Genomic DNA, 21,508 nt, shown 5'->3' on the forward strand with positions numbered 1-21,508 from the left:
ACTGAATTATCAGCTGTGCCGGCTGATCAGGTTCTCCAAAAATTCCTGCCGACCCGATCTCACGCCCGGTTGCAGATTGTTCTCCACGGCATGATTGGCGGCCTGTTCCAGTGTCACTTTGCCTGACAACACATCCCGTCCGAAATTGTCTTTCCAACCGGCGTATCGATCAGCAACAAACCGATCCAATTGTCCCTCTTCAATGATTGAAGCCGCGGCCAAAAGCGCACGGGAAAGAACGTCGACGCCGCCGATATGTGCATGGAACAAATCTTCCGCATCGACCGACTGGCGGCGGACTTTTGCATCGAGATTGAAGCCACCGGTTTTGAAGCCGCCGCCTTGCAGGATGTAATACAGCACCGGTGTCAGATCGGGGACGTTGTTCGGGAATTGATCGGTGTCCCAGCCATTTTGCGGATCACCACGATTGATGTCGATTGAGCCCATGATCCCGAGCGCGTTTGCTGTTGCGATCTCATGTTCAAAGCTGTTGCCAGCCAGTGTTGCATGGTTGGCCTCGATATTGACTTTGACCTCGTCCTCCAGCCCGTACCGTTTCAGAAAACCATAAACGGTGGCGGTGTCGCGGTCATATTGATGTTTGGTTGGCTCGTGCGGTTTTGGCTCGATCAGGATCGGGCCGTCAAACCCGATCTTGTGCTTATGTTCCACGACCATCGTCATGAACCGTCCAAGCTGATCAAGCTCGTGCGCCAGATTGGTGTTGAGGATCGTTTCGTAGCCCTCGCGGCCACCCCATAGGACGTAGTTTGCTCCGCCCAAACGGTTGGTGGCTTCGAGCATGGAGCGGACTTGATGTGCGGCCCATGCGAATACATCAGGATCGGGGTTTGTCGCGGCTCCCGCAGCATAGCGCGGATGGCTGAAGAGGTTGGCGGTGCCCCAGAGAAGGTTAACGCCGGTTTCGGCGATCTTGCCCTCCATCTTGTCGACAATAGCGTTCAGTTCGCTTGTGTAGCTGGCCGTGTCATCGTGATCCGCCATCGCATCGACATCGTGGAAGCAATAGAACGGCGCGCCGAGTTTGCTGAACATATCGAACGCGGCATCGAGCTTTATCTGGGCATGCTCCGCCGTCACCGGTTCACCGGGTTTCCACGGCCGTTCAAATACGCCAGCGCCAAAGATGTCGTGCCCCGGCCACGCGAAAGTGTGCCAGTAACACACCGCCCAGCGCAGATGATCGCGCATAGATTTTCCGAGCACTTTGCGGTTCGCGTCATAGTACCGATAGGCAAGCGGATTGGTGCTATCCGTTCCCTCGAATGCAACGGCTGGAATGTCTGTGAAATAGCTCATCAAAATTCTCCGAAACTGGATTTAAGCGTGGTGTAGAGCGACCGGAATCTGGTGAGCCGGTCCTCATCAAATTGTTGTGGTTCGAACCGCGCGAGTTCGGGCGGCTGGACGCACACGTCGGCAACTTTGTCATGCGTTGCTGCCAAACGCGCGAGCCGCGCTGCGCCGTTGGCAGGGCCAAAGCTTGCGCCGTCGCGGTAGATAAGCGGCAAGCCAAGCGTGTCTGCGAGTATTTGCGCCCAATATTCTGATCGCGACCCGCCGCCAATGACGGACAATTGCTCGGGCCGTGATTGCATCGCATCAAGCCCGTCGCGCAATCCGAAAGCGACGCCTTCGAGCGTGGACCGGATCAACTCGGCGGGCCCGGTTTCCTGGGTCATTCCAAAGAACACACCTTTGGCGAACACATCATTATGCGGCGTCCGTTCACCCGTTAGATAGGGCAGGAACAACGGGAGCTTTGATGAAGGCGTGCTGCTCTTGGCGGCGGCTTCTAGCGCGCCAGGGACATCAGCAAAACCGGTAAGCTTGGCCGCCCAGTCGAGGCACGCGGCGGCTGACAGCATCACCGTCATCGAGTGCCACCGATCGGGCAAAGCGTGGCAGAAGGCGTGCACGCCATTCTCCGGGGCGGGTTGAAACCCATCCGACGCGGCAAATACCACGCCAGAGGTGCCGAGGCTTAGGAAAGCCTGTCTGGGTTCGGTCACGCCGGCCCCAATGGCACCCGCAGCTTGATCACCGGCGCCGCCAGCGACGGGAACCACAGGAATACCGAGTTCATCAGCAATCGCCGAACGTACCGTACCCGAAACTTCCGAGCCTTCGATCAGAGTGGGCATCTGGCTTTCGTTCAGACCGGTCGCAGTCAGCATTTCCGCAGACCAGCGTCGCTGGGCAATGTCCAGCCAAAGAGAGCCGGACGCATCGGACATCTCACTGACTTTCTCACCTGTCAGGATGAGCCGCAAATAGTCCTTGGGGAGGAGCACTGTCCGCGTCGCAGCAAACACATCCGGCTCTTGCTCGCGCACCCACAGCAGCTTTGGCGCGGTAAATCCGGCCATTGCGAGATTGCCGGTGTGCTTGCGCGCAAGCGGGGCGAGCCCATCGCAATAGGGCGCGCTGCGTCCGTCATTCCATAGGATCGCCGGTCGTAAGACATTGTCGGCGTGATCGAGTAAAACTGCGCCGTGCATCTGGCCCGACAGACCAATGCCGCGCACGCTCGCTCTCAGATTTTTGGGCAAACCAAGAACGGAGGCCTTTGTTGCCGCCCACCAATCAGCGGGCGATTGTTCAGACCACAATGGCTTTGGACGTTGCACGCCGAGAGTCGATGAATTTTCCGCGAGGACCCTTCCAGCATCATCGACAATCACGGACTTTACGGCGGACGTCCCAAGGTCAATTCCAAGCCACATCAGCTCGCGTGCTCCAATTGAAAACGACATTCAGCCGTCATGCTCTGTCCCGGCTCAAGAACCGTCAATCCTGTGATGTCATCATCAAACGCGCTGTTCACGGCATCGGGGATGTGGCTGACGGGCTCGACACAGAAATAGTCCTCACCCGGCGGCGTATAGACATGGGTGAAGGGGAGGTTAGTCGATGAATGGATCGTCAGATGGTAGGTTGGCCAATCGATGCGAACAGGATTTGCGCAGCCTACAAAACAATCATCGAAACCGGAATTCGCAAACCAGCGCGGCTCCTTTCTCAAATCGTAGTGCTCCTCGGGAAGTCTGTCAGGCCCGGTTCGCCAATATCCAGTCGCCTCCGTCTTCAAAGTGGCTCCCTCGTTCGGGAAATAGGGATGTATGCCAATTCCCACGGGCATCGGAGCTTCATCGTGGTTGGTCACAGAAATCGTCTGGGAAAAGCCATCGGCATGCACTTGAAAGCGTTGCTCGGCTTCAAAGACCCACGGCCACAGCACGCCGTCGCCTTTCAGTGTCAGAACCGCGCTATCACTCGACGATAGCTTCGTGGCCCAAGGACTGATCCATCCCATCCCGTGCAGGGCATGTTCGTGTTCGCCGAATTTTGAGGCGGCGGGAAGGGTGCGCAATTGCCCTTCTTTCTCGATATATCCATTCGCAATCCGGTTGCAGAACGGGACAAGCGGAAAGCTTCCCAATTCGAGCGGGCTGTCACTATCGCCAGAGGATCGGAAGATGTCGATTCCGCGCCACTTGAATGCGGCAACCCCTCCGCCTCGCCAGGGATCGATGGCCAATTCAGTTTGATCGGACAACAGTTTCAGCATCGGGTCAGACCGACAATGATCACACCGCTGTCAAAACCGAACAGAAATCGGCGAAGCGTCACAACGGGCACAACCAAGCTGACAAAGCGCTTGTTTCGCGGATTTTCGCTCGCCACCCGAATCTCCTCTTCATAGCAGTTCAAACGGATGTTAGCGCTAACGAAAAGAAAATCTAGCGCTAACTTACTCCTTGCTCGGGCCGCACGATCCTCTGACGATTAACTCGCAATCCAGCGGCGCTTCGGCGCTCTCGATTTCCTCCGCGTCAGCGGGCTCGTGGATTTGCTTTAGGACCAGTTCAAATGCTGCGGCTGCCATGGCGCTGACTGGCTGATCGATCGTTGTCAGTTCCGGCCAAACCGATATGGCAGAAGGGCTGTTGTCGAAGCCGACTACGCTGAGATCGTCTGGCACGATCAGCCCTTTTCGGTGCGCCACACCGATGGTCGCCGCTGCCATATCATCGTTGCTGGCAAAGATAGCTGTCGGCGGTTTGTCCAGGCCGAGCAATTGCGCTGCGGCTTCTACGCCGGATCTATAGGTGAACTGACCTGGGGCAATGTAATCGGGGTCTACCCTGAGCCCTGCGATCTCCATTTCTCTTCTAAAACCACGTTCGCGCAGCAGGCTTGATGCCTGATCCGGTTTGCCTTGAATGAAGCCGATGTTTTTGTGGTCCAGATCAATTAGGTGCCGCGTCATTCTCGCCGCTGCCTCTTCATCGTCGATCCGAATATCTCGAAAAGTCATAGCTTTGTTGCCATTCGCGACGGTCGCGACGGGAATCTGCAGTTCATTGAAGACAGAAAGGATTTCGTCCGATCCCGAAATGGGCGGGGGCAGGATCACGCCAGCGATGTTGGCTTTTGCCAGCCGCAAAGCAGAGCTTACATAAGAAGCTGGCCGATCTTCATCGCAGATGTCGACGATCAAGTGGTTGTCGGTGCGTTGTGCCGCGCCAAGCGCGCCGTGGAGGAACCGGCCAAGATAGCTGTCGGACGGGTTGGCATAGATGAGGCCAATGTGGACTTCCCCGCCTTTGGCGAGGCGACGCGCGGAGCGATTGGGCTGGTAATTGAGAGCTTCGACAGCCTTCAGGACTTTCTCGCGTGTTCCCGGGCGAACGCCGCTTTCGCGGTTCATAACGCGCGACACTGTCATCGCTGAAACGCCGGCCTGCCGCGCGACGTCATCGATCTTCACAGCTTGGGTTGTACGTCTTCTGGTTCGGGTCATCTTGCTTCTTTCGGCGAAACCGTAGCGGCGCCAGCTGGCCATTGCAACGGCATCGGGCGACGTAAAGATAGCGCTACCATTTTGCGAAATGGTAGCGTCGAATTTGATTGCGGTTTCGACCTAGCAAATATGCCAATCGATTGCGGGCGGCTGGAGCAGGGAGAATGAGGAGGGGCGAGCCGACGTTTCACCCGATAGGCGCAATCCAGCTCGCAAGATGTCGCTGCTTCAAATAGCCGAAGGAGCCTTGCACATCGTTTCTGACAACGTTATCAGTATTTGATCAATCGGGGAGAATTCAATGACAATCAGAGCCATTTTAGCGGCGTCTTTTGTGCTGGCACTTCCGGCATGTGCATCTGACGAAGTTGTTGCCGCTGAAGGTGCCGGTCAGGAAACGCGGGTTTTGACAACTGAGACCGCGAAAGCCACGACCGAAGAGTGGGGCGTGTTTAAAGAGTATTTCGCAGGCGAAACCGCGGCGACGACTGATCTGCTTTCCGGCACCGCGACCATCAAAGCGGGCATGGAGATCCACCCGCCGCACCGTCATGCCGAAGAGGAATTTCTCATGGTGGTATCGGGTGAGGGCGAATGGACCGTAGGTGAGGACACTTTCACCGCGCGCGAGGGTGACATGCTCTATGCCGCGGCGTGGGACACCCACGGGATCAAAAATACTGGCAATGAACCGCTGACTTTCGTGTTTTGGAAATGGAATTCTCGCGGGCTACCAGTGCCGGTTGATCCTGAATTGTGAGCGACCTCGCTCAGTTCATTTCTGACTGGCAACCCCTGCTTGCCACGCTCGTAGGTGTAGCAGGCCTATTGTTTCTGATCATCGTGCGACGCGTGAATGCGTTTGCAGCATTGCTCGTCGGCGCGCTGGCAACCGGATTGATGGCCGGCCTATCTCCGCCTTCCGTGATTGATGCCGTGACGAACGGGTTCGCAGGTGTCCTGGGCTTTATTGCGGTGATCGTCGGGTTAGGGGCCTTGCTCGGCGTATATCTCGAAGCGAGCGGAGGCGCATCGGCTCTAGCAAGATCAATCATAGGCAACCGTCCCGCAGGACCGGCCGGTATTGCCATGGGTTTTGTCGGATTGATCATTGCGATCCCGGTGTTTTTTGATGTGGGATTGATCCTGCTGTTTCCGCTGGTTCAGGCGCTCTCGAAACGCGCTGGCAAACCGGCGCTGTATTTTGGTTTGCCGCTCCTTGCCGGATTGGCCACGGCGCACGCTTTCATCCCGCCGACACCGGGTCCGGTTGCCGTGGCGGAGATATTGTCGGCGCAGCTGGGCCTCGTCATCATTTGCGGCTTGATCGCGGGAATACCGGCAATGCTGGTCGCTGGCCCATATTACGCGCGGCTCGCGGAAGGGCGCGGTTGGCTTGAAACGAACGCGGGCTCATCAGCTGCACTGGTAAGCGAAGACACGCCCCAGCCAGACGCGCTGCAAAGCCTTGCTCTGCGCGCGATGGCTGTTCTTGCATTGCCTCTGGCCCTGATCGTGCTCGCTGCCTTTGCGCCTATGCTCGGTTGGCAGAGCGAGATTGTTGCGTTCATCGGCCATCCCTTCGTTGCTTTGATGATTGGCTGCGCCCTTGCAGCCTGGATCTTGCGCGGCGACAGCGAAGAAGATCGCGAGAAGTTGAGAGACGGACTTACTCGGGCGTTCGAACCAACCGCGGTGATCCTGCTGGTCACTGGCGCTGGCGGCGCATTCAAACAAGTGCTTGTCGATACAGGTGCAGGCAAACTGCTGGCTGAGAGCTTTCTGGGAGCTGGCATCACCCCGATCATTGCAGGCTTCCTCCTCGCGGCAATTGTGCGGGTGGCGCAAGGATCAGCGACCGTCGCAATGCTCACCGCTGCGGGGCTCAGCGCTCCGATTGCCGCTGCGGCCGGACTGGAAGGATGGGATTTGGCGCGCATGGTGATCGCGATCGCAGCGGGCGCAAGCATTGTCAGCCATGTGAACGATTCCGGCTTTTGGCTGGTCTCTCGCTATTTCGGGCTGGATGCGAAACAGACTTTGCGGACCTGGACAGTCGCATCGACGCTTGTCGGCTGCGTTGGCTTTGCCGTTGTCTTGGCCTTGGGCCTAGTCCTTTAACTGACTGATAATCGCGTCCGTAATCGTTTCGACATCTGCCATCGCATCAATGGTATGCGCACCTTCGGGCACGCTGAGCGCCTCGATCTGATTGTCTAGCAGGGAAACCGGCATGAAGTGATCGCGACTCTGCATCCGCCTCGCCAGTTCATCCCGAGAGACATTGAGATAGACAAACCGGACATCGAATTCGAGCGCGCTTGAAAAGCATTCCTGCACATACGGTGTGAGCGCAGAGCAAGCGACAACCATCACGGGAGCATTTCCATAAGTCGCTGACTTTAACAGCGCCGCGATCCAGTCGATCCGGTCAGTATCATCAAGCGGCACGCCCGATGCCAACTTTTCGAGGTTCTTCGCAGGGTGATAATCATCCCCTTCGAGCATTGGTACACTCAACGCATCAGACAACGCGCGCGCGACGGTCGATTTGCCGCACCCGCTCGGCCCCATAATCACGATCAGGCGCCGATTTGCCATGATCCGATCAGTCCCCGCAGTCGCGTGCCGCGTCGAGATCTGGGGCAAGCTTGATATCCGAAATTGCGATGCTGGCCCGGCTGTCCGACCGCATGATAAAGCCCGTTCCGACCGAGCTCATATCCGCGCCCATATCAGCGAAGCAGGCGAGAGAAAGGCGCACTTCCTCCCATTCGTCAGATGCGACCGTCAGAGGCACGCCATCGTTACAATCCGACAGCGCCTCACAACCTACGCCTACACGCAGTTTTGCTGGGCTATCGCCAAGGTTGCGGACAAAGAAAGACATCTCCATCGCGCCGTTGCTTTGACGGGAGAAGTCCGCGCGATCGTGCGTGGCAAAACGCATGACAGGTCCGCCGGTGAGCCAGTCGATCCGAAGCGAATCTTCCTGTGCGAGCCTATCAAAACCGGAATATACGAGATCGCCGCCATCCCAAGTGGTCGAGTTCAACCGTGTTTGCGTTCCGCGGACATTGCCATAAAGCGACCAGCCGCCTTGGGGTTGTCCGCCTGAGAATAGCACATCACTCGATGCGCCTGCGCCATCGGCAAGTCCTGACTCTTCGGAAAGCGTAGCTATCTCCGCTGCGTCAGAAAGGCTGAGGCCAAAACCGTAAGCAAAGAGCGGATCATAATCCTCATCGCCGACATTCAATGTCGCTTGGGTTGGCAATTTGGGCCACGAGAAAGACAGCTTTCCAGTGAAGTCGAATGCAGGATCGCGTTGGAACAGCAAATCACTAACCCCGCCGCCTTCGCTGCCTGGGAGCCATGCGGCGACGAAAGCATCGGAGGCGTTCAGTTCTGGGTTCACCCAAAGCGGTCTGCCCGAAAGGAACACCGAAACAACGGGCATCCCTTTTTCGCGGTATCCCGAAAGCAAGCCTGTATCGAAGTCGCCGTCATCGAAATCGAGGTTGGGGCGGTCGCCCTGAAATTCGGCATAGGCATCCTCGCCATAGACCGCGATGACAACGTCAGCGTCATGATCGCCGGTGCCGTCTTCATCGAAAATCACCGTTCCGCCGGCCTCTGCGACAGCTTCCTGTATCCCGGCAAGGATCGATTGACCGCCGGGGAATTCATCGTTCGTGTGCGTTCCCCCCTGCCACGAGAGTGTCCAGCCGCCTGCTGCTTTGGCGATACTGTCGGCTCCGTCACCGACCACAAGCACACGCTTGCTCGCGTCAAGCGGGAGGGTGCCTTCGTTATTCTTAAGCAGCACCAAGGATTTACGCACCGCTTCACGGGCGATTGCGCGGTGTTCTGCGTTGGCGAGTGTGTCCGTGTTGCCAGCTCCCGCTCGGGTGCTCGGCGCGCCGCGCTCAAACAAATTGTATTGCAGCTTCACTCGAAGAATGCGGCGAACAGCATCGTCAAGCCGCTCCATCGAAATGGTGCCGGCTTTCACATGCTTCAGAGTGCTTTCGTAAAGACCCTTCCAGCTGTCTGGTGCCATAAACATATCAATGCCCGCATTGAATGCCTGGGCACAATCGGTGTTGCTGCAGCCGGGAATTTGGCCGTGGGCGTTCCAGTCGCTTACGACGAAGCCGTTGAAGTTCATCCGGTTTTTCAAGACATCGGTGATGATGCCTTTGTTGCCCGTCATCTTTACGCCTTGCCAGCTGGAGAAGGAGACCATGACGGTCTGCACCTGAGCCTCAAGCGCGGGCAGGTATCCGGTCGTGTGAATATCGCGCAATTCCTCTTCGGAAATGCTCGCATCGCCTTGATCGCGGCCACCGTCGGTCGCGCCATCGCCTGTCCAGTGCTTGGCGGCCGAGATGATTTTGCCTGACGTCATGAAGTCATCTTCGCCAAAAGTGCCTTGGAGGCCTTTTACGATGCGATCGGCGTAGGATGCGACGATCTTTGGATCTTCTGAAAACCCTTCGTAACCACGGCCCCAACGGTCATCGCGCGGCACGGCGAGAGTTGGGGCAAAAGTCCAGTCATGCCCGGACACCACAAGCTCTTTTGCGGTGACTGACATGATGCGCTCGATCAAATCGGGATCGCGCGCTGCTCCCAAACCTACGTTGTGCGGGAACACCGTCGCGCCAAGCAAGTTCGTGTGCCCGTGAACCGCATCAATGCCCCAGATGATCGGGATGGCGATTTCGACGCCTTCCTTGTCGGTAGAGGCTTCCCAATAGGCATCAGCCGTTTCCAGCCATGTAGCGGCGTCAGCATAGGGCAATGGGCCGGGGGCGGAGTTGCCGCCACTCAGCACAGAACCGAGCCGGTAATTTTTGACGTCCTCTGGAGTGACCGTGCCGGAGTCTGCCTGAATCGTCTGACCCACTTTTTGTTCGAGGGTCATCTTGGCCATGATCGCGTCGATGCGGACTTCGATAGCAGGGTCGAGAGCTACCGCCGCAACCTCCGGCCAGATTTCTGCCCGAACAGAACCCAGCTCTCTTTCCGCGGCGCTGGCAGTGCCGGTTTCGCCAGAAGCGGGCGCATCGACGCCTTTCGTCTTTGCGTGTCCGACCGCGGTCAAACCGGCGGCGAGCGCGATAACAGACGCGAGTTTAAGCTGCTTGCGATTCACTAGTTCCCTCCGATAGCCAGCAGCCTTGCTCAGCGCCGACGCGCGACTCAGATGGCACACCGGACAATTTTTGACAAGGTTGTCAATTTCTGACTATCAAGGGCTTGGAGGGATCAGAGACTATGGATTTATCGCGGCGAACATTGATGGCCGGATCGGCGGCACTTGCGGCCTGCGGATGCACTTCGGCCGGACGGATCGCAGCGCAACCCAGCTCTGATCTGACGCCTGAAATCGAGTTTGAAAGCTTTGATACGCGATTTGCAGAATGCATCGACATGGAACAATCTGGCAGACTGCTCTCAACCGGACACTGGTGGGCCGAAGGTCCGACTTGGGATCGAAAAAGACAACGCCTCTATTTCACAGACGTGCCGCGCAATCGGGCCTATTTCTGGTCTGCAAAAGAGGGTGATGGCATCTTTCTGTCCCCCTCTGGTGTTGATCCGAAACTCGCTGGCGGAATGCGTGAATCCGGCGCAAACGGCCTTTTGATTGGGCATTCAGGCGAATTGCTGATTTGCAACCACGGGTCGAGAGCGGTGGAGTCACGCGATTTTGAAACGGGTGATCGGACCGTTCTTGTCGATCGGTATCAAGGAAAAAAATTCAACAGCCCCAATGATTTGATAGAGGCATCAGACGGTACGATCTACTTCACCGATCCGCCATACGGGCTTGAGGGGCTGAACGAATCTCCGCTCAAGGAAATGGACCGAAATGGCGTGTACCAGTTGCAACGTGATAGGGCTGTGACACGCATTATTGACGATATGACCTTCCCGAATGGCGTTGCCTTATCACCAGACGGGTCCGCTCTTTATGTCAGTCAATCAGATCCCGACGCCCCGCTCATTCAGCGCTTCCTGTTAAGAGATGGTGCGATAGAGACAAGCGATGGGCCGGAAGTTTGGTTCGATGCGAAACCATATATGCACGAGGCTGGTGGTCTTCCTGATGGCTTGGCCATTTCTGCGGAAGGGCTTGTTTTCCTTGGAGGACCTGGCGGAGTTCTGGTCATCACTGCTGAGGGCAAATGCCTTGGGCGGATCGGAACAGGCCGCGCGACGGCCAATTGCGCGTTTGGTGAAGATGGCAGAACGCTGTTCATCACCGCAAAAGATCGGTTGGTTTCTGTGCGAACAAAGGTTGCCGGATTGGGTCACTTCTGATCTGTAGGATTTAATGACTGACGCAACCAAGGGCGGAAAAGTAAAGCGGCTGGTCGGCTACGGAATCGGTGATTTCGGGCTGAACATCTACTGGAACAGTCTCTCCTTCATCCTTGTATTCTGGTACACCGATGTCGTCGGGCTCGATCCAAAAATCGCTGGCTGGTTGTTCGCCGCAGGTTTGGCATGGGATGCGATCTCTGATCCGTTTGTCGCGAACCTGGCTGCATCCAACCGCTCCCGCTTCGGTGTATACAGACCGTTTCTGCTGTTTGGCAGCATCGCCTTGGGGGCAAGTTTCAGCCTGCTGTTCTGGCGCCCCGATCTGGAGGGATGGCCTTTGCTTGCGGCGCTACTCGGCGCGGCGATACTGTTCCGCACTTGCTACACGATTGTTGCCGTTCCCTATTCTGCGCTTTCTGCCCGCCTGACGTTCAATTCTGTCGAACGGGGTGAACTGTCTGGTGTGCGCATGTTCTTTGCCTTTTGCGCATTGCTTTGCGTGATGAGTTTTGCATTCCCGCTGAGCCGCGAATTTGGCGGGAACGCCGGATATACAGATACAGGGTTTTTCAAAACGGCGACGCTTGGAGCTGTGCTCGCGACGGTTGCATTGGTCGCCTGCTTTCTGTTCACCCGGGAAAAGCCCCCTTTGGGTAAGGACGAACGCCAAAGCGCCTGGAGTTTTTCGACATTTCTAATCGCATTCCGAGAGAATGACGCGCTGCGATCGCTCTTGTTCTTCCTCTTGCTCAACTCGGCAGCTGGATCAGCGCTCAATATCTCGCTGGTGTTTTACATCACGTCGAACGGAGCGGCATTCGCAGCCAAGGAAGTGATCCTGACCAGCTTTGCGGTCGCTACTTTATGCGGGACTCCTTTGTGGACGTTTGTTGTTCGATCACTGGGTAAGAAGAGAACCTGGTACCTAGCGACCAGTATCATGGCCGCATCTGGCGGGCTGCTGTTCACAATGGGGCCAATCCTTGTGATGGGTGTACCGCTTCAGATCCTTGCATTCGGTTTCGCCAATTCGGCGTTCGCGATCATTATTTGGACATTGATCCCGGATACGGTTGAATATGGGCAAAACGCGCATGGGCGGAGGGACGAAGGTGCTATTTTCGGCAGTAGCCTGTTCGTTCAAAAATCGTCAGGGGCAATAACGGGACTGGGGATAGGCTATCTGCTGTCGGGTATTGGCTACGAAGCAAATCTCACACAGCAAACAGTCGGGACAACAAACGCGCTCGCGACCTTTATCGCGGTGGTCCCGCCGGTACTTTTGATATTTGCCGCAGCAAATTTGTTCCGTATGCCGCTAAGCAGGGATTTGCATGCGCGCATCGTCGACAAGTTGTCGCGTTAGAGGAGTGGAAATGGCACGAGGTACGGATACAAATTCTGCAAAGATGAAGGACGTTGCCGAGCGCGCCGGTGTTTCTATTAAGACTGTTTCCCGTGTCTTAAACAACGAACCTCACGTGCAGGAAAAGTTGCGTCAAAAGGTCCGCGAGGCCGCCGATGCGTTGGATTACGTGCCAAGCCAATCGGCCCGTTCGCTACGCGGCAGTCGATCCTACGATGTTAATCTGGTCTGCCACGTTGCGGGTAGCAATTATGTAAATTCCATTCAGTTCGGCGCGGTTTTCGCCTGCCAGGAGCTGGGGTATCAGCTCTCGATCAGTTTGCTCGAAAACCTGGGCGGTAAATCTATTGCCGAAATACGATCCGCATTCGAAGGCTTGATGCGTCGGCGTAAACCGGACGGTGTCGTCTTGCTCGCACCCTACGCCAATGATGAGAAGATCGGCTTTGTCTTGAATGAAATGGGCATCCAAGTCGTACGCGTTGGACCGGTTGATGGCACTCAAAACCAAGGCTTGCTGGTCGAGATTGACGATTACCAGGCGTCGATTGATGTTGTGCGGCACCTGACTGCGCTGGGCCACAAGCGGATCGGTTTCGTTAAGGGCAGTCAAGATCAGCGCTCGGCACACGTCCGGTATTCCGGGTTTTGCGTCGCGATGGAGGCTGCAGGGCTGACAGTTGACCCTGAATTGGTGCGACCGGGCGCGTTCGACTTTGCTGCGGGCTATGATGCAGGTGTTCATTTCCTTCAGTTGGATCAGCCCCCTACCGCTGTTTTTGCTTCGAACGATGATATGGCGGCAGGAGTGGTTGCAGCCTGCACTGAGCGCGGTGTGAAGGTCCCGACGGATCTATCCATTGTTGGCTTCGATGATGCCGAAATCGCAACGCGAATGCGGCCGTTTTTGACCACAATTCGTCAGCCACTGCATGATTTGGGCGCGCGCGCGATCCATGAACTCATCGGCAGCTTTAACAGCAATAATGGCAATTCGGCGCATCGTGTCGTGCTGGATCATGAATTGATCATTCGGGACACCACCGCACCGCCGCCAGTTTCGTAATTTGGGCAGACTAGGGAAGAGAGACATGAGACTTTCAGGAAAATTGACAACGTTATCATTTGTGATCGCGTTGGGTGTTGCTGGCGGAGTCAATGCGCAGCAAACTGATGAGGTGGAGGCGGTCCAGACCGCTTCGCAATTTCAGATGAAACGCTGCGTCAATATGGGGAACGCGCTCGAAGCACCGAAAGATGCATCTTGGGGACGTTTGTATTCCAAAGAAGACTATGACCGGGTTGCAAAGGCCGGGCTCGATACCGTCCGTATTCCGGTGCGGTGGAGCGACTACACGGGGCCAGCACCTGATTTTGGTATTGATCCAGAGTTCATGGCGCTGGTCGACCAGAACCTAAAATGGGCGCAAGACGCCGGTTTGAACGTCATCCTCAACATCCATCATTTTGAAGAGATCATGGAAGATCCCGAAGGGCAGATGCTTCGCTATGGCATGATCTGGGATCAGCTTTCGAAGCACTACGCAGAACAACCTGAAAATGTCTGGTTTGAAGTGCTCAATGAGCCGTTCAAAAACCTTAAGGGCACGCAAATGCGCCGTGCGCAAACGGTAGGTCTAACACTGATCCGCAATCACAATCCGGATCGCATCGTCATTCTTGGCGGCGAGGAATGGTCAGGCATCCGTACGCTTGCGACAAACCTCGCAACGGATGATCCGAATGTCGTATACACCTTTCACTATTACGATCCGTTTCCCTTCACGCACCAAGAAGCAACCTGGCTTGGTGATGATATGCCTAAGGGCAAACGGGGTTGGGGCTCGAAAGCGGACAAGGCGGAACTCGCCGCTGCTGTCGACACCGCCACAGCCTTTCGTGACGCGATCAAACGACCGGTTTTCCTCGGCGAGTTTGGCGTCAACTCGCCAGTTGATAACAAAGAGCGCGTAAAGTGGGCAGGTGCAGTTAGTGCCGCGATGGAAGGCGCCGACATCCCCTGGTGCCTCTGGTCATACGGCAATACGTTCGCGCTTTACGACAATGAACGCGGTTTCGACCAATCGATGCTCAAAGCCCTAACGGGAGAGTGATTTGTATGGCTGCGGCTATGCTTACTTCGTCAAGTGAGCGTAGCTGCGGCCTACTGATGCCAGCGGATCGTTCGGGTTGTCATGCTCGACATAAAACCGTTCAAGTCCGGCTTTTTCAGCCAATGCAAAGTGACTGGCAAAATCGATTGTTCCATCACCAACAGAAACCATCTCGCCCGATGATGTGCGGTCTTTGATATGGCATGATGTGAAACGCCCGGGCGCTTTTTCAAATAGTGATGCGGGCTCGATACCGGCCTCCGCTGCCCAGAAGAAATCGATTTCCATGGTCACAAGCTCGGGATCCGTTTCTGCAAGCAGAATGTCATAACCGTTCGTGCCTGCTTCATCGATAAACTCGAATTCGTGGTTATGGTAACCGACCATCATGTCTGCGGCTTTGGCTTCTTCACCGCGTTGGTTCAGCAGTTCGGCAAGGGCGCGATACTTGTCCAAAGTTCGTTCTTCCTCGGGTATCCAACCGAGGTAGAGACGGTCTTGTCCGAGCACCTTTGCCTCTTCAATCGCTGTTGAGAAATCATCGCGCAGCTGCGGCAAACGCACATGTGCAGAGCGGCTCATCAAGCCCAAATCGTCCATCATAGCGCGAATATCCGCTGCTTCGTGGTCGAAGAGGCCAGCGGTTTCGCAGTCTTTGAAACCTATTCCGGCGAGCGCTTCGAGAGTTGCTCTCGGATCAGCTTCGAAGAGGTCCCGGACCGTATAGAGCTGCACGCCAAGCACGCCGTCATAAATCGGCTTCGCTGCGTCGGCGTCTTCCTCACCCGTGGGAGCAGAACAGCCCGAGAGTGCGCCCAAGCCCATCAATGCAGCGCTGCCCAAGAGGGTGCGGCGGTCCGTGTGGATGTTCATGTCAGACTTCCTTCTTTCATTCGCGTCGCGGCGTAGTCGACCGCACGGGCGGTGAGCGCCATGAATGTGAGTGACGGGTTTTGGCATGCTTCAGACGCGAAAGCGGAACCGTCGGTGGCGAAGACATTGGGCACGTCGTGGCACTGGTTAAACCCGTTAAGCACCGAAGTCTTCGGATCTCGGCCCATCCGCGCACCGCCCATTTCATGGATGCAATGGCCGGGTACCGGCTCTTCTTCGAAGGCCTGAATATCAGTGCAGCCAGCAGCCTCTAGCATTGCAATAGCATCGTGTTTCATCGCCACGCGCATTTTCCGCTCGTTGTCACCCCAACTCACGTCGACGTGTATCTGCGGGATACCGTAATTGTCGGTCTTGCTCGGATGCAGTGTGACACGGTTTTCTGCGCGCGGCAGCATCTCACCAAATCCCTGAAGACGCATTGTCCAATTGCCTGCGGGCTGGCGCAGTTCGTTTTTCAGTTCCTCGCCAAAACCTCTTCCGCCGAGTGCGCGCGTCCACGAACCTCGATTGCTGCCCCCTTGATAGCCGTAGCCTCGGGTGAAATCGGCGTCAGTTTCGTTGCCGAGGTTGGAGAAGCGCGGAATGTATATCCCGTTCGGTCTGCGCCCGGCGAAATACTTGTCTTCAAAGCCCGGATAGTTGCCCTGCGCGCCGATCCGCGTGTGGTGATCCATCAGATATTGGCCCAGCGTGCCGCTTGAATTGGCGAAACCGTTTGCGAAGCTCTCTGACGTTGAATTGAGCATGATCTGGACGGTGCCCAGAGTTGAAGCGCACAGGAAAATGACTTTCGCGGTGAAGTCCTTGCTCTCCTTGGTCTTGCGATTGATGGTCCGCACACCTGTCGCCTTGCCGGTTTCGGCATCATACAGAATGCGCTCGACGAGCATGTCAGACATCAGCGTCATATTGCCAGTCCGGTTGGCCGCGGGGAGGGTGGCGGAAACGCTCGAGAAATAGGCCCCGAACGAACAACCGCGTTCGCACTGATTGCGGAACTGGCATGAGCCGCGACCTAAGCTGGTCTGTTCCTCGGTTGGCTTGGTCAGATGAGCCGCGCGCCCAGGAATCAGATTGCGCTCTGGGAAAGCGGCTTCGATCTTAGTTTTGGCGTCTTGCTCGACACAGGTCAGCTCCATCGGCGGCTGGAAGATACTGTCGGGCAATTGCGGCAGACCTTCCGCCGATCCGCTAATCCCGATAAACTTCTCGACATAGTCATACCACGGCGCGACATCGGCATACCGGATCGGCCAATCTGTCCCGTGGCCATCAGCTTTGTTCGCACCAAAATCGAGGTCGCTCCAGCGATAGCTTTGGCGCGCCCACATAAGCGACTTGCCGCCAACCTGATCACCCCTAAGCCACGCGAAGGTTTTACCCTCCTCTACCGAGTATGGATTTTCCTTGTCATTGATGAAGAAACCACGCGTGCTTTCGCGAAATGCATAGCAGGTGCTTTGCACCGGATATTCCGCTTCGGCGAGCTGCGGATCGACACGGTCGCGGTGCTTCATATCCCAGGGGTTCTGGTTCTCACCAACATAGTCGACGCTATGCTCGGTCATCTTGCCGCGTTCCAGCACGAGGGTTTTCATCCCCTTCTCGCAGAATTCTTTCGCGGCGTAGCCTCCCGACATGCCGGAGCCGACAACAATTACGTCAAAGTCTTCATTTAGAGCCATTGAGAAGGTCCTGATTGGGGAAAGTTAGACGCCGCGGTCGAGCCAGGCGCTGCCAATTTCGGCAAGCGGCACGCAGGCATCGTAGCGGCCCGGAATCTCTTCAAAGGCGAGTTCCTGTGTAGCCGCTTCTGAGGTGTAGAAACCGAAGATGGAGAGGTCGCGTATCTGCTGCCATTGCGCACGACCTGGCGCGTCATAATCGCCTTGATCAATTTCTGTCAGGGCGCGGTCTTGATCTTCGGAGCTTAAGGCCGTGAAATCACCTCCGCTACCTCCAAGACTGGATGCAAGGTCTGCCAGACCCTCCACAAACTCGTCCTGCTGTTCGGAGGTGAAGAAATCGGTGAATACGTTGCTGATGTATTCCGGCACACCTGCATCAATCGCACCGGGCGTTTGTGTGGCGGGAATAACCCGATCGGCGATGGATGCGATCAAGCGCTTGTGCGCATCAAGGCTCGCCGGAGCAGAGCTGCAACCGGCAAGGCTCGCAAGAGTTGGCAGGACGACCAAGGCGCCAGCCACAGTAACGCTTCCTCGCAAGATTGAGCGCCGGTCGATTGAAGGGGAGCAGTGCGACATGACTATGCCTCCTCTGCCGACATTTCGAGCCGTTTTCGTGCAAAATAGAGAGCAGCGAACACGACAATCAGAATGACTGGAAAATAGACGAGCTGGGACAAGGCACCTTGCCCGGCAGCGACTTCGACCGCAGTTCCGGTCAGTCCGCTTGCTTCGGCTTCGGCTCTCGCGCCGTCGATCCATCCGCCAATGATCGGGTTCCAAATGGTAAGGGCGAACATACCCGCTGCCCCGACAAGGCTCATCCCCAGCGCGCCCGAGCGCGGCACGTATTGTGCGGTGACACCGATCATCGTGGGCCAGAAGTAACAAACGCCCACTGCGAAGACGATCGCCGAAGCATAGACCATCGCTCCGCTGGCTGATGCCATCATCAACAGGCCGATGGTTGTCAGGATCGCGCTCATCAACAACACGCCAAGAGGATTGAGCGCGTGGATAAGCGGGCCAGCGAAATAGCGGCCGACCGCCATGATCCCGGTCACCATGCCAAGCACGATCATCGCCTGACCCGGAAGATTACCGAGCTGCGCACCCAGAATGCGATCAACCCACTGCTGCGTTCCCAATTCCGATGTGGCTGTCACGCTCATAATCGCCATCAGCAAAACAAGCAGCAACGCATCGCGCGTCCGGCCTGCTCGAAACAGCATCAGCATAAAGGTGAGGCCCAGCACTGCCAGCAGCGGCAAAATAAAGGTTCCTGGAAGTCCGGCGACCAAATTGTTTGGCGTGCCGATGAGGACCAGCAGGCCAAGAATAGTGCCCATAAGCACCACGCCTCTTGTGTCGAGATCGACGGTTTTTTCGCTTGCCGGAACATCCGGAAATTGCGTCGTAAATACCATGAACCCGTAGATTGCGGTCGGGATCAACATAACGGCAATTTGCGGCTGCCAGCCAATTCCGGCGTTGGTCATCAGATAGGAAATTACCGCCCCGATCACGATCCCGCCGGGGAACCAGACATGGAAGCGGTTCAGCCACTTCGTCTTTTCATCGCGGTAAAGATCGGCAACCAGCGGGTTACACGCAGCCTCAACAGAACCGTTGGCAAAGCCGATAAAGAAGGTCGAGATCAAAAGGCCCAGAAAGCCGTCGGCAAGGATGGTCAGGACAAGTCCGAGCAGGTGCCCGGCAAAAGCGAGGATCATAATCAGGCGCGGCCCAAGCTTGTTGTAGAGAAAGCCGAACACCACCATCGCCAGCGGAAAGCCGAGGAACGCCATGCTGTTGACCCAGCCAAGCTGGGTGTCGCTCAATGCGAACTCTTCGGACAATTGAGTCAGGATGCCCGCGCGAATTGCAAAGGTCATCGCCGTTACAATGAGCGAGATACAGCTAAGCCAGAATAGCCTGTTGCGATTTACGCCGGTCGACCCGACTGCGTCCATGGATGCGGTTGCCATTGATCTCTCCCTATCGCCGCCGTCAGCTATTGATGCCGAGCGCACGTTTTAGCTTGGCCGGATCAGCCGTTCCGCCCGCAAAATCGTCGAATGCGTATTCGGTTGGTCGGATGATATGGTCGGCGATGAAAGGCGCGCCTTCAGCGGCGCCTTGTTCCGGATGTTTGATGCAGCATTCCCATTCGAGCACGGCCCAACCGTCAAATCCGTACTGGGTCAGCTTGCTGAAAATCTGGCGGAAATCGACTTGACCATCGCCAAGCGAACGGAAGCGGCCCGCACGGTCCTGCCATCCCTGATACCCGCCATAGACACCGGTGCGCCCGTTGGGCCGAAACTCTGCATCCTTCACATGGAATGCTTTTATGCGGTCATGATAGCGATCAATGAAGTCGAGGTAGTCGAGCTGTTGCAGCACGAAATGGCTCGGGTCAAACAGGATGTTGGCACGTGGATGATTGTCTACTGCGTCGAGAAACATCTCAAACGTCGCGCCATCATGCAGGTCTTCGCCCGGATGAATTTCATAGGCGCAATCGACCCCGTTGTCTTCGAAGACATCAAGTATAGGGCGCCAGCGCCGCGCCAATTCTGCGAAGCCCTCTTCGACCAGCCCGGCTGGGCGCTGCGGCCACGGATACACAAGGTGCCACATCAATGCTCCGGAAAAGCTGGCGTGGGATTTCAGCCCCAAACGGCGGGAGGCTATTGCGGCCTTCTTGACCTGGTCTACGGCCCATTCCTGACGCGCATCCGGTTTGCCGTGCAAATGCGCAGGAGCAAATGCATCAAACAATTCATCATAGGCGGGATGGACAGCAACCAATTGCCCTTGAAGATGTGTCGATAGCTCTGTGATCGTCAGGCCATGCTCGGCGCAGCGACCGGCCAGCTCATCGCAGTAATCCTGACTTTCTGCGGCGAGATCGAGATCCATACAGCGCGGATCATTCGATGGTATCTGGATGCCTTTATAGCCAAGGCCCGCCACCCATTCTGCAATGTTGTCGAGCGAGTCAAAAGGCGCTTTGTCGCCCATAAACTGGGCCAGAAAGATAGCGGGTCCGCGTAACTGTTTCATGCGAGCAGTCCTTTAAGGTCGGGTCCGACAGAGGGCGCCTTTACATCGGTCCATGCGCCGCCATCGGCGCTGCTGGCGATTGATGCTTCGAGAAACGCCATTCCGCGAAGCGCTTCTGCGATGCCAGGCACGCCGAGTGAGATGGGAGCGGCTCCATCGCGTACAGCTCTGGCCGTGTTCCGGTACAGATTGGCGAAGGCTTCAACGTACCCTTCAGGGTGACCAGAAGGGAGCCTACAGCGCGACAACGCTTCCTCATGAAGCGGCTTGTCGATTCCGGCACGGTGGATGATCGTTTCACCCGAGCCGCGACGCTCGATCAGAGTGTTGGGTTCCATCTGGCGCCATTCGAGACTGGCGTTTTCACCGTAGACGCGAATGAACAGATCGTTCTCGTCACCTGCGCAAATTTGGCTTGAGATGAGCGTGCCGGTCGCTCCGTTTTCGAGCGTGAAGTCGATTGCTCCATCATCGTCGAGCGGACGATCGGGCAAATGACTTCGCAGGCGGGCTGACAACGTGTCCATCCGCGAATGAGCGATGAATTCAGCCAGACTGTGCGCGTGGCTACCAATGTCGCCCAGCGCTCCGGCTGGTCCGGCAAGTGCTGGGTCGACCCGCCACGCTGCTTGCTTGTTGCCGCTTTTCTCCGCGGGCTGAGCCAACCATCCTTGCGTGTAGTTCACGATAACTTTGCGAACCGCGCCAAACTCGGGACGGGCAGCAATCGCGCGGGCTTGCCACACCATCGGATAGCCGAGATAGGTATGCGTAAGGGCGTAAGCTGTCTTCGTTTGCGAGAGCGTCTCGGCTAGCTGTTCGACCTCGGCCAAGGAAATGCCGGCGGGCTTGTCTGAAATGACATGAGAGCCTGCGAGCGCGGCTGCTTTAGCCATGGGCACATGGGCGTGATTTGGCGTGACTATGGACAAGCACTGCATTGCATCGCTGCGTGCGGCTTCTGCAGTGAGCATTGTCTCAGTGTCGGAGTAGCAGCGGTCTTCAGCGAGCCCGAGATCGCGGCCAGTCTGCTTGCAGATTTCCGGATCGCGGCTGAAAGCGCCACACACGAGATCAATTTCGCCGTCGAGCGCAGCAGCCATCCGATGCACTGCGCCGATGAACGCGCCTGCGCCACCGCCAACCATGCCCATTTGCATGCGCTTCGAGTCCAAAATTCCCTCCCAATCGACAGAATTGCACCCCA

Annotated in this window: 19 protein-coding genes; 6 read left to right on the forward strand and 13 right to left on the reverse strand. The window is 56.6% G+C overall.

Features of this window, described 5'->3' with window-relative positions; translation table 11 throughout:
* Nucleotides 1-9 precede the first annotated feature (9 nt).
* From xylA to MWU39_RS03010, 5 genes are all read right to left on the reverse strand, one after another.
* Complete coding sequence (gene xylA, locus MWU39_RS02995; protein ID WP_348646392.1) at nt 10-1,329, reverse strand: xylose isomerase; 1,320 nt, start codon at nt 1,327-1,329, stop codon at nt 10-12.
* Complete coding sequence (gene xylB, locus MWU39_RS03000) at nt 1,323-2,780, reverse strand: xylulokinase (RefSeq protein ID WP_247158494.1); 1,458 nt, start codon at nt 2,778-2,780, stop codon at nt 1,323-1,325. Before xylB ends, xylA begins: the two co-directional genes overlap by 7 nt.
* A complete protein-coding gene (locus MWU39_RS03005) occupies nt 2,750-3,595 on the reverse strand; it encodes an aldose 1-epimerase (protein WP_247158495.1) in 846 nt (281 codons plus the stop codon). The genes xylB and MWU39_RS03005 overlap by 31 nt, the downstream gene beginning before the upstream one ends.
* The gene (locus tag MWU39_RS14520) at nt 3,589-3,711 is read right to left on the reverse strand and encodes a hypothetical protein (protein ID WP_281501062.1); all 123 of its coding nucleotides are present in this window, start codon (nt 3,709-3,711) and stop codon (nt 3,589-3,591) included. The genes MWU39_RS03005 and MWU39_RS14520 overlap by 7 nt, the downstream gene beginning before the upstream one ends.
* Nucleotides 3,712-3,778: 67 nt before the next feature.
* Entirely contained in the window at nt 3,779-4,831 is a 1,053-nt protein-coding gene (locus MWU39_RS03010; RefSeq protein ID WP_247158496.1) for a LacI family DNA-binding transcriptional regulator, read from the reverse strand.
* A 301-nt stretch (nt 4,832-5,132) separates the two neighbouring features.
* Here MWU39_RS03010 and MWU39_RS03015 point away from each other — a divergent pair, with 301 nt between their 5' ends.
* A complete protein-coding gene (locus MWU39_RS03015) occupies nt 5,133-5,591 on the forward strand; it encodes a cupin domain-containing protein (protein WP_247158497.1) in 459 nt (152 codons plus the stop codon).
* The gene (locus MWU39_RS03020) at nt 5,588-6,952 is read left to right on the forward strand and encodes a gluconate:H+ symporter (protein WP_247158498.1); all 1,365 of its coding nucleotides are present in this window, start codon (nt 5,588-5,590) and stop codon (nt 6,950-6,952) included. Before MWU39_RS03015 ends, MWU39_RS03020 begins: the two co-directional genes overlap by 4 nt.
* Here the strand turns inward: MWU39_RS03020 and MWU39_RS03025 are convergent.
* Together MWU39_RS03025 and MWU39_RS03030 are read right to left on the reverse strand one after the other, a co-directional pair.
* Complete coding sequence (locus MWU39_RS03025) at nt 6,941-7,432, reverse strand: gluconokinase, GntK/IdnK-type (RefSeq protein WP_247158499.1); 492 nt, start codon at nt 7,430-7,432, stop codon at nt 6,941-6,943. The genes MWU39_RS03020 and MWU39_RS03025 overlap by 12 nt on opposite strands.
* Before the next feature lie 7 nt (nt 7,433-7,439).
* Nucleotides 7,440-9,992 (reverse strand): glycoside hydrolase family 3 protein, encoded by a 2,553-nt coding sequence (locus MWU39_RS03030; protein ID WP_247158500.1) that lies wholly within the window; start codon nt 9,990-9,992, stop codon nt 7,440-7,442.
* Between the two features lie 122 nt (nt 9,993-10,114).
* On the opposite strand from MWU39_RS03030, the gene MWU39_RS03035 reads away from it, so the two are divergent.
* Genes MWU39_RS03035 through MWU39_RS03050 form a run of 4 tightly spaced genes read left to right on the forward strand, consistent with a single transcriptional unit; the run spans nt 10,115 to nt 14,647 of the window.
* Nucleotides 10,115-11,164: an SMP-30/gluconolactonase/LRE family protein gene (locus MWU39_RS03035; protein WP_247158501.1), complete on the forward strand. Its 1,050-nt coding sequence runs from the start codon at nt 10,115-10,117 to the stop codon at nt 11,162-11,164.
* A gap of 13 nt (nt 11,165-11,177) precedes the next feature.
* A complete protein-coding gene (locus tag MWU39_RS03040; RefSeq protein WP_247158502.1) occupies nt 11,178-12,533 on the forward strand; it encodes a glycoside-pentoside-hexuronide (GPH):cation symporter in 1,356 nt (451 codons plus the stop codon).
* Between the two features lie 10 nt (nt 12,534-12,543).
* The gene (locus MWU39_RS03045; RefSeq protein WP_247158503.1) at nt 12,544-13,599 is read left to right on the forward strand and encodes a LacI family DNA-binding transcriptional regulator; all 1,056 of its coding nucleotides are present in this window, start codon (nt 12,544-12,546) and stop codon (nt 13,597-13,599) included.
* Nucleotides 13,600-13,642: 43 nt separating this feature from the next.
* A complete protein-coding gene (locus tag MWU39_RS03050; protein WP_247158504.1) occupies nt 13,643-14,647 on the forward strand; it encodes a glycoside hydrolase family 5 protein in 1,005 nt (334 codons plus the stop codon).
* Between the two features lie 21 nt (nt 14,648-14,668).
* On the opposite strand, the gene MWU39_RS03055 is transcribed toward MWU39_RS03050, so the two are convergent.
* Genes MWU39_RS03055 through MWU39_RS03080 form a run of 6 tightly spaced genes read right to left on the reverse strand, consistent with a single transcriptional unit; the run spans nt 14,669 to nt 21,476 of the window.
* Nucleotides 14,669-15,520, reverse strand: coding sequence for a sugar phosphate isomerase/epimerase (locus MWU39_RS03055; RefSeq protein WP_247158505.1), 852 nt, complete (start codon nt 15,518-15,520; stop codon nt 14,669-14,671).
* Complete coding sequence (locus MWU39_RS03060) at nt 15,517-17,229, reverse strand: GMC family oxidoreductase (RefSeq protein ID WP_247158506.1); 1,713 nt, start codon at nt 17,227-17,229, stop codon at nt 15,517-15,519. The genes MWU39_RS03055 and MWU39_RS03060 overlap by 4 nt, the downstream gene beginning before the upstream one ends.
* A gap of 24 nt (nt 17,230-17,253) precedes the next feature.
* Nucleotides 17,254-17,754: a gluconate 2-dehydrogenase subunit 3 family protein gene (locus tag MWU39_RS03065; RefSeq protein WP_247158507.1), complete on the reverse strand. Its 501-nt coding sequence runs from the start codon at nt 17,752-17,754 to the stop codon at nt 17,254-17,256.
* Between the two features lie 59 nt (nt 17,755-17,813).
* Nucleotides 17,814-19,220, reverse strand: coding sequence for an MFS transporter (locus tag MWU39_RS03070; protein WP_247158508.1), 1,407 nt, complete (start codon nt 19,218-19,220; stop codon nt 17,814-17,816).
* A gap of 22 nt (nt 19,221-19,242) precedes the next feature.
* Complete coding sequence (locus MWU39_RS03075) at nt 19,243-20,301, reverse strand: sugar phosphate isomerase/epimerase (RefSeq protein ID WP_247158509.1); 1,059 nt, start codon at nt 20,299-20,301, stop codon at nt 19,243-19,245.
* Nucleotides 20,298-21,476, reverse strand: a complete 1,179-nt coding sequence (locus tag MWU39_RS03080; RefSeq protein ID WP_247158510.1) for a Gfo/Idh/MocA family oxidoreductase — start codon at nt 21,474-21,476, stop codon at nt 20,298-20,300. The genes MWU39_RS03075 and MWU39_RS03080 overlap by 4 nt, the downstream gene beginning before the upstream one ends.
* Nucleotides 21,477-21,508: the final 32 nt, after the last annotated feature.

The sequence above is a fragment of the Erythrobacter sp. F6033 genome, from assembly GCF_023016005.1.
Classification (GTDB): Bacteria; Pseudomonadota; Alphaproteobacteria; order Sphingomonadales; family Sphingomonadaceae; genus Erythrobacter.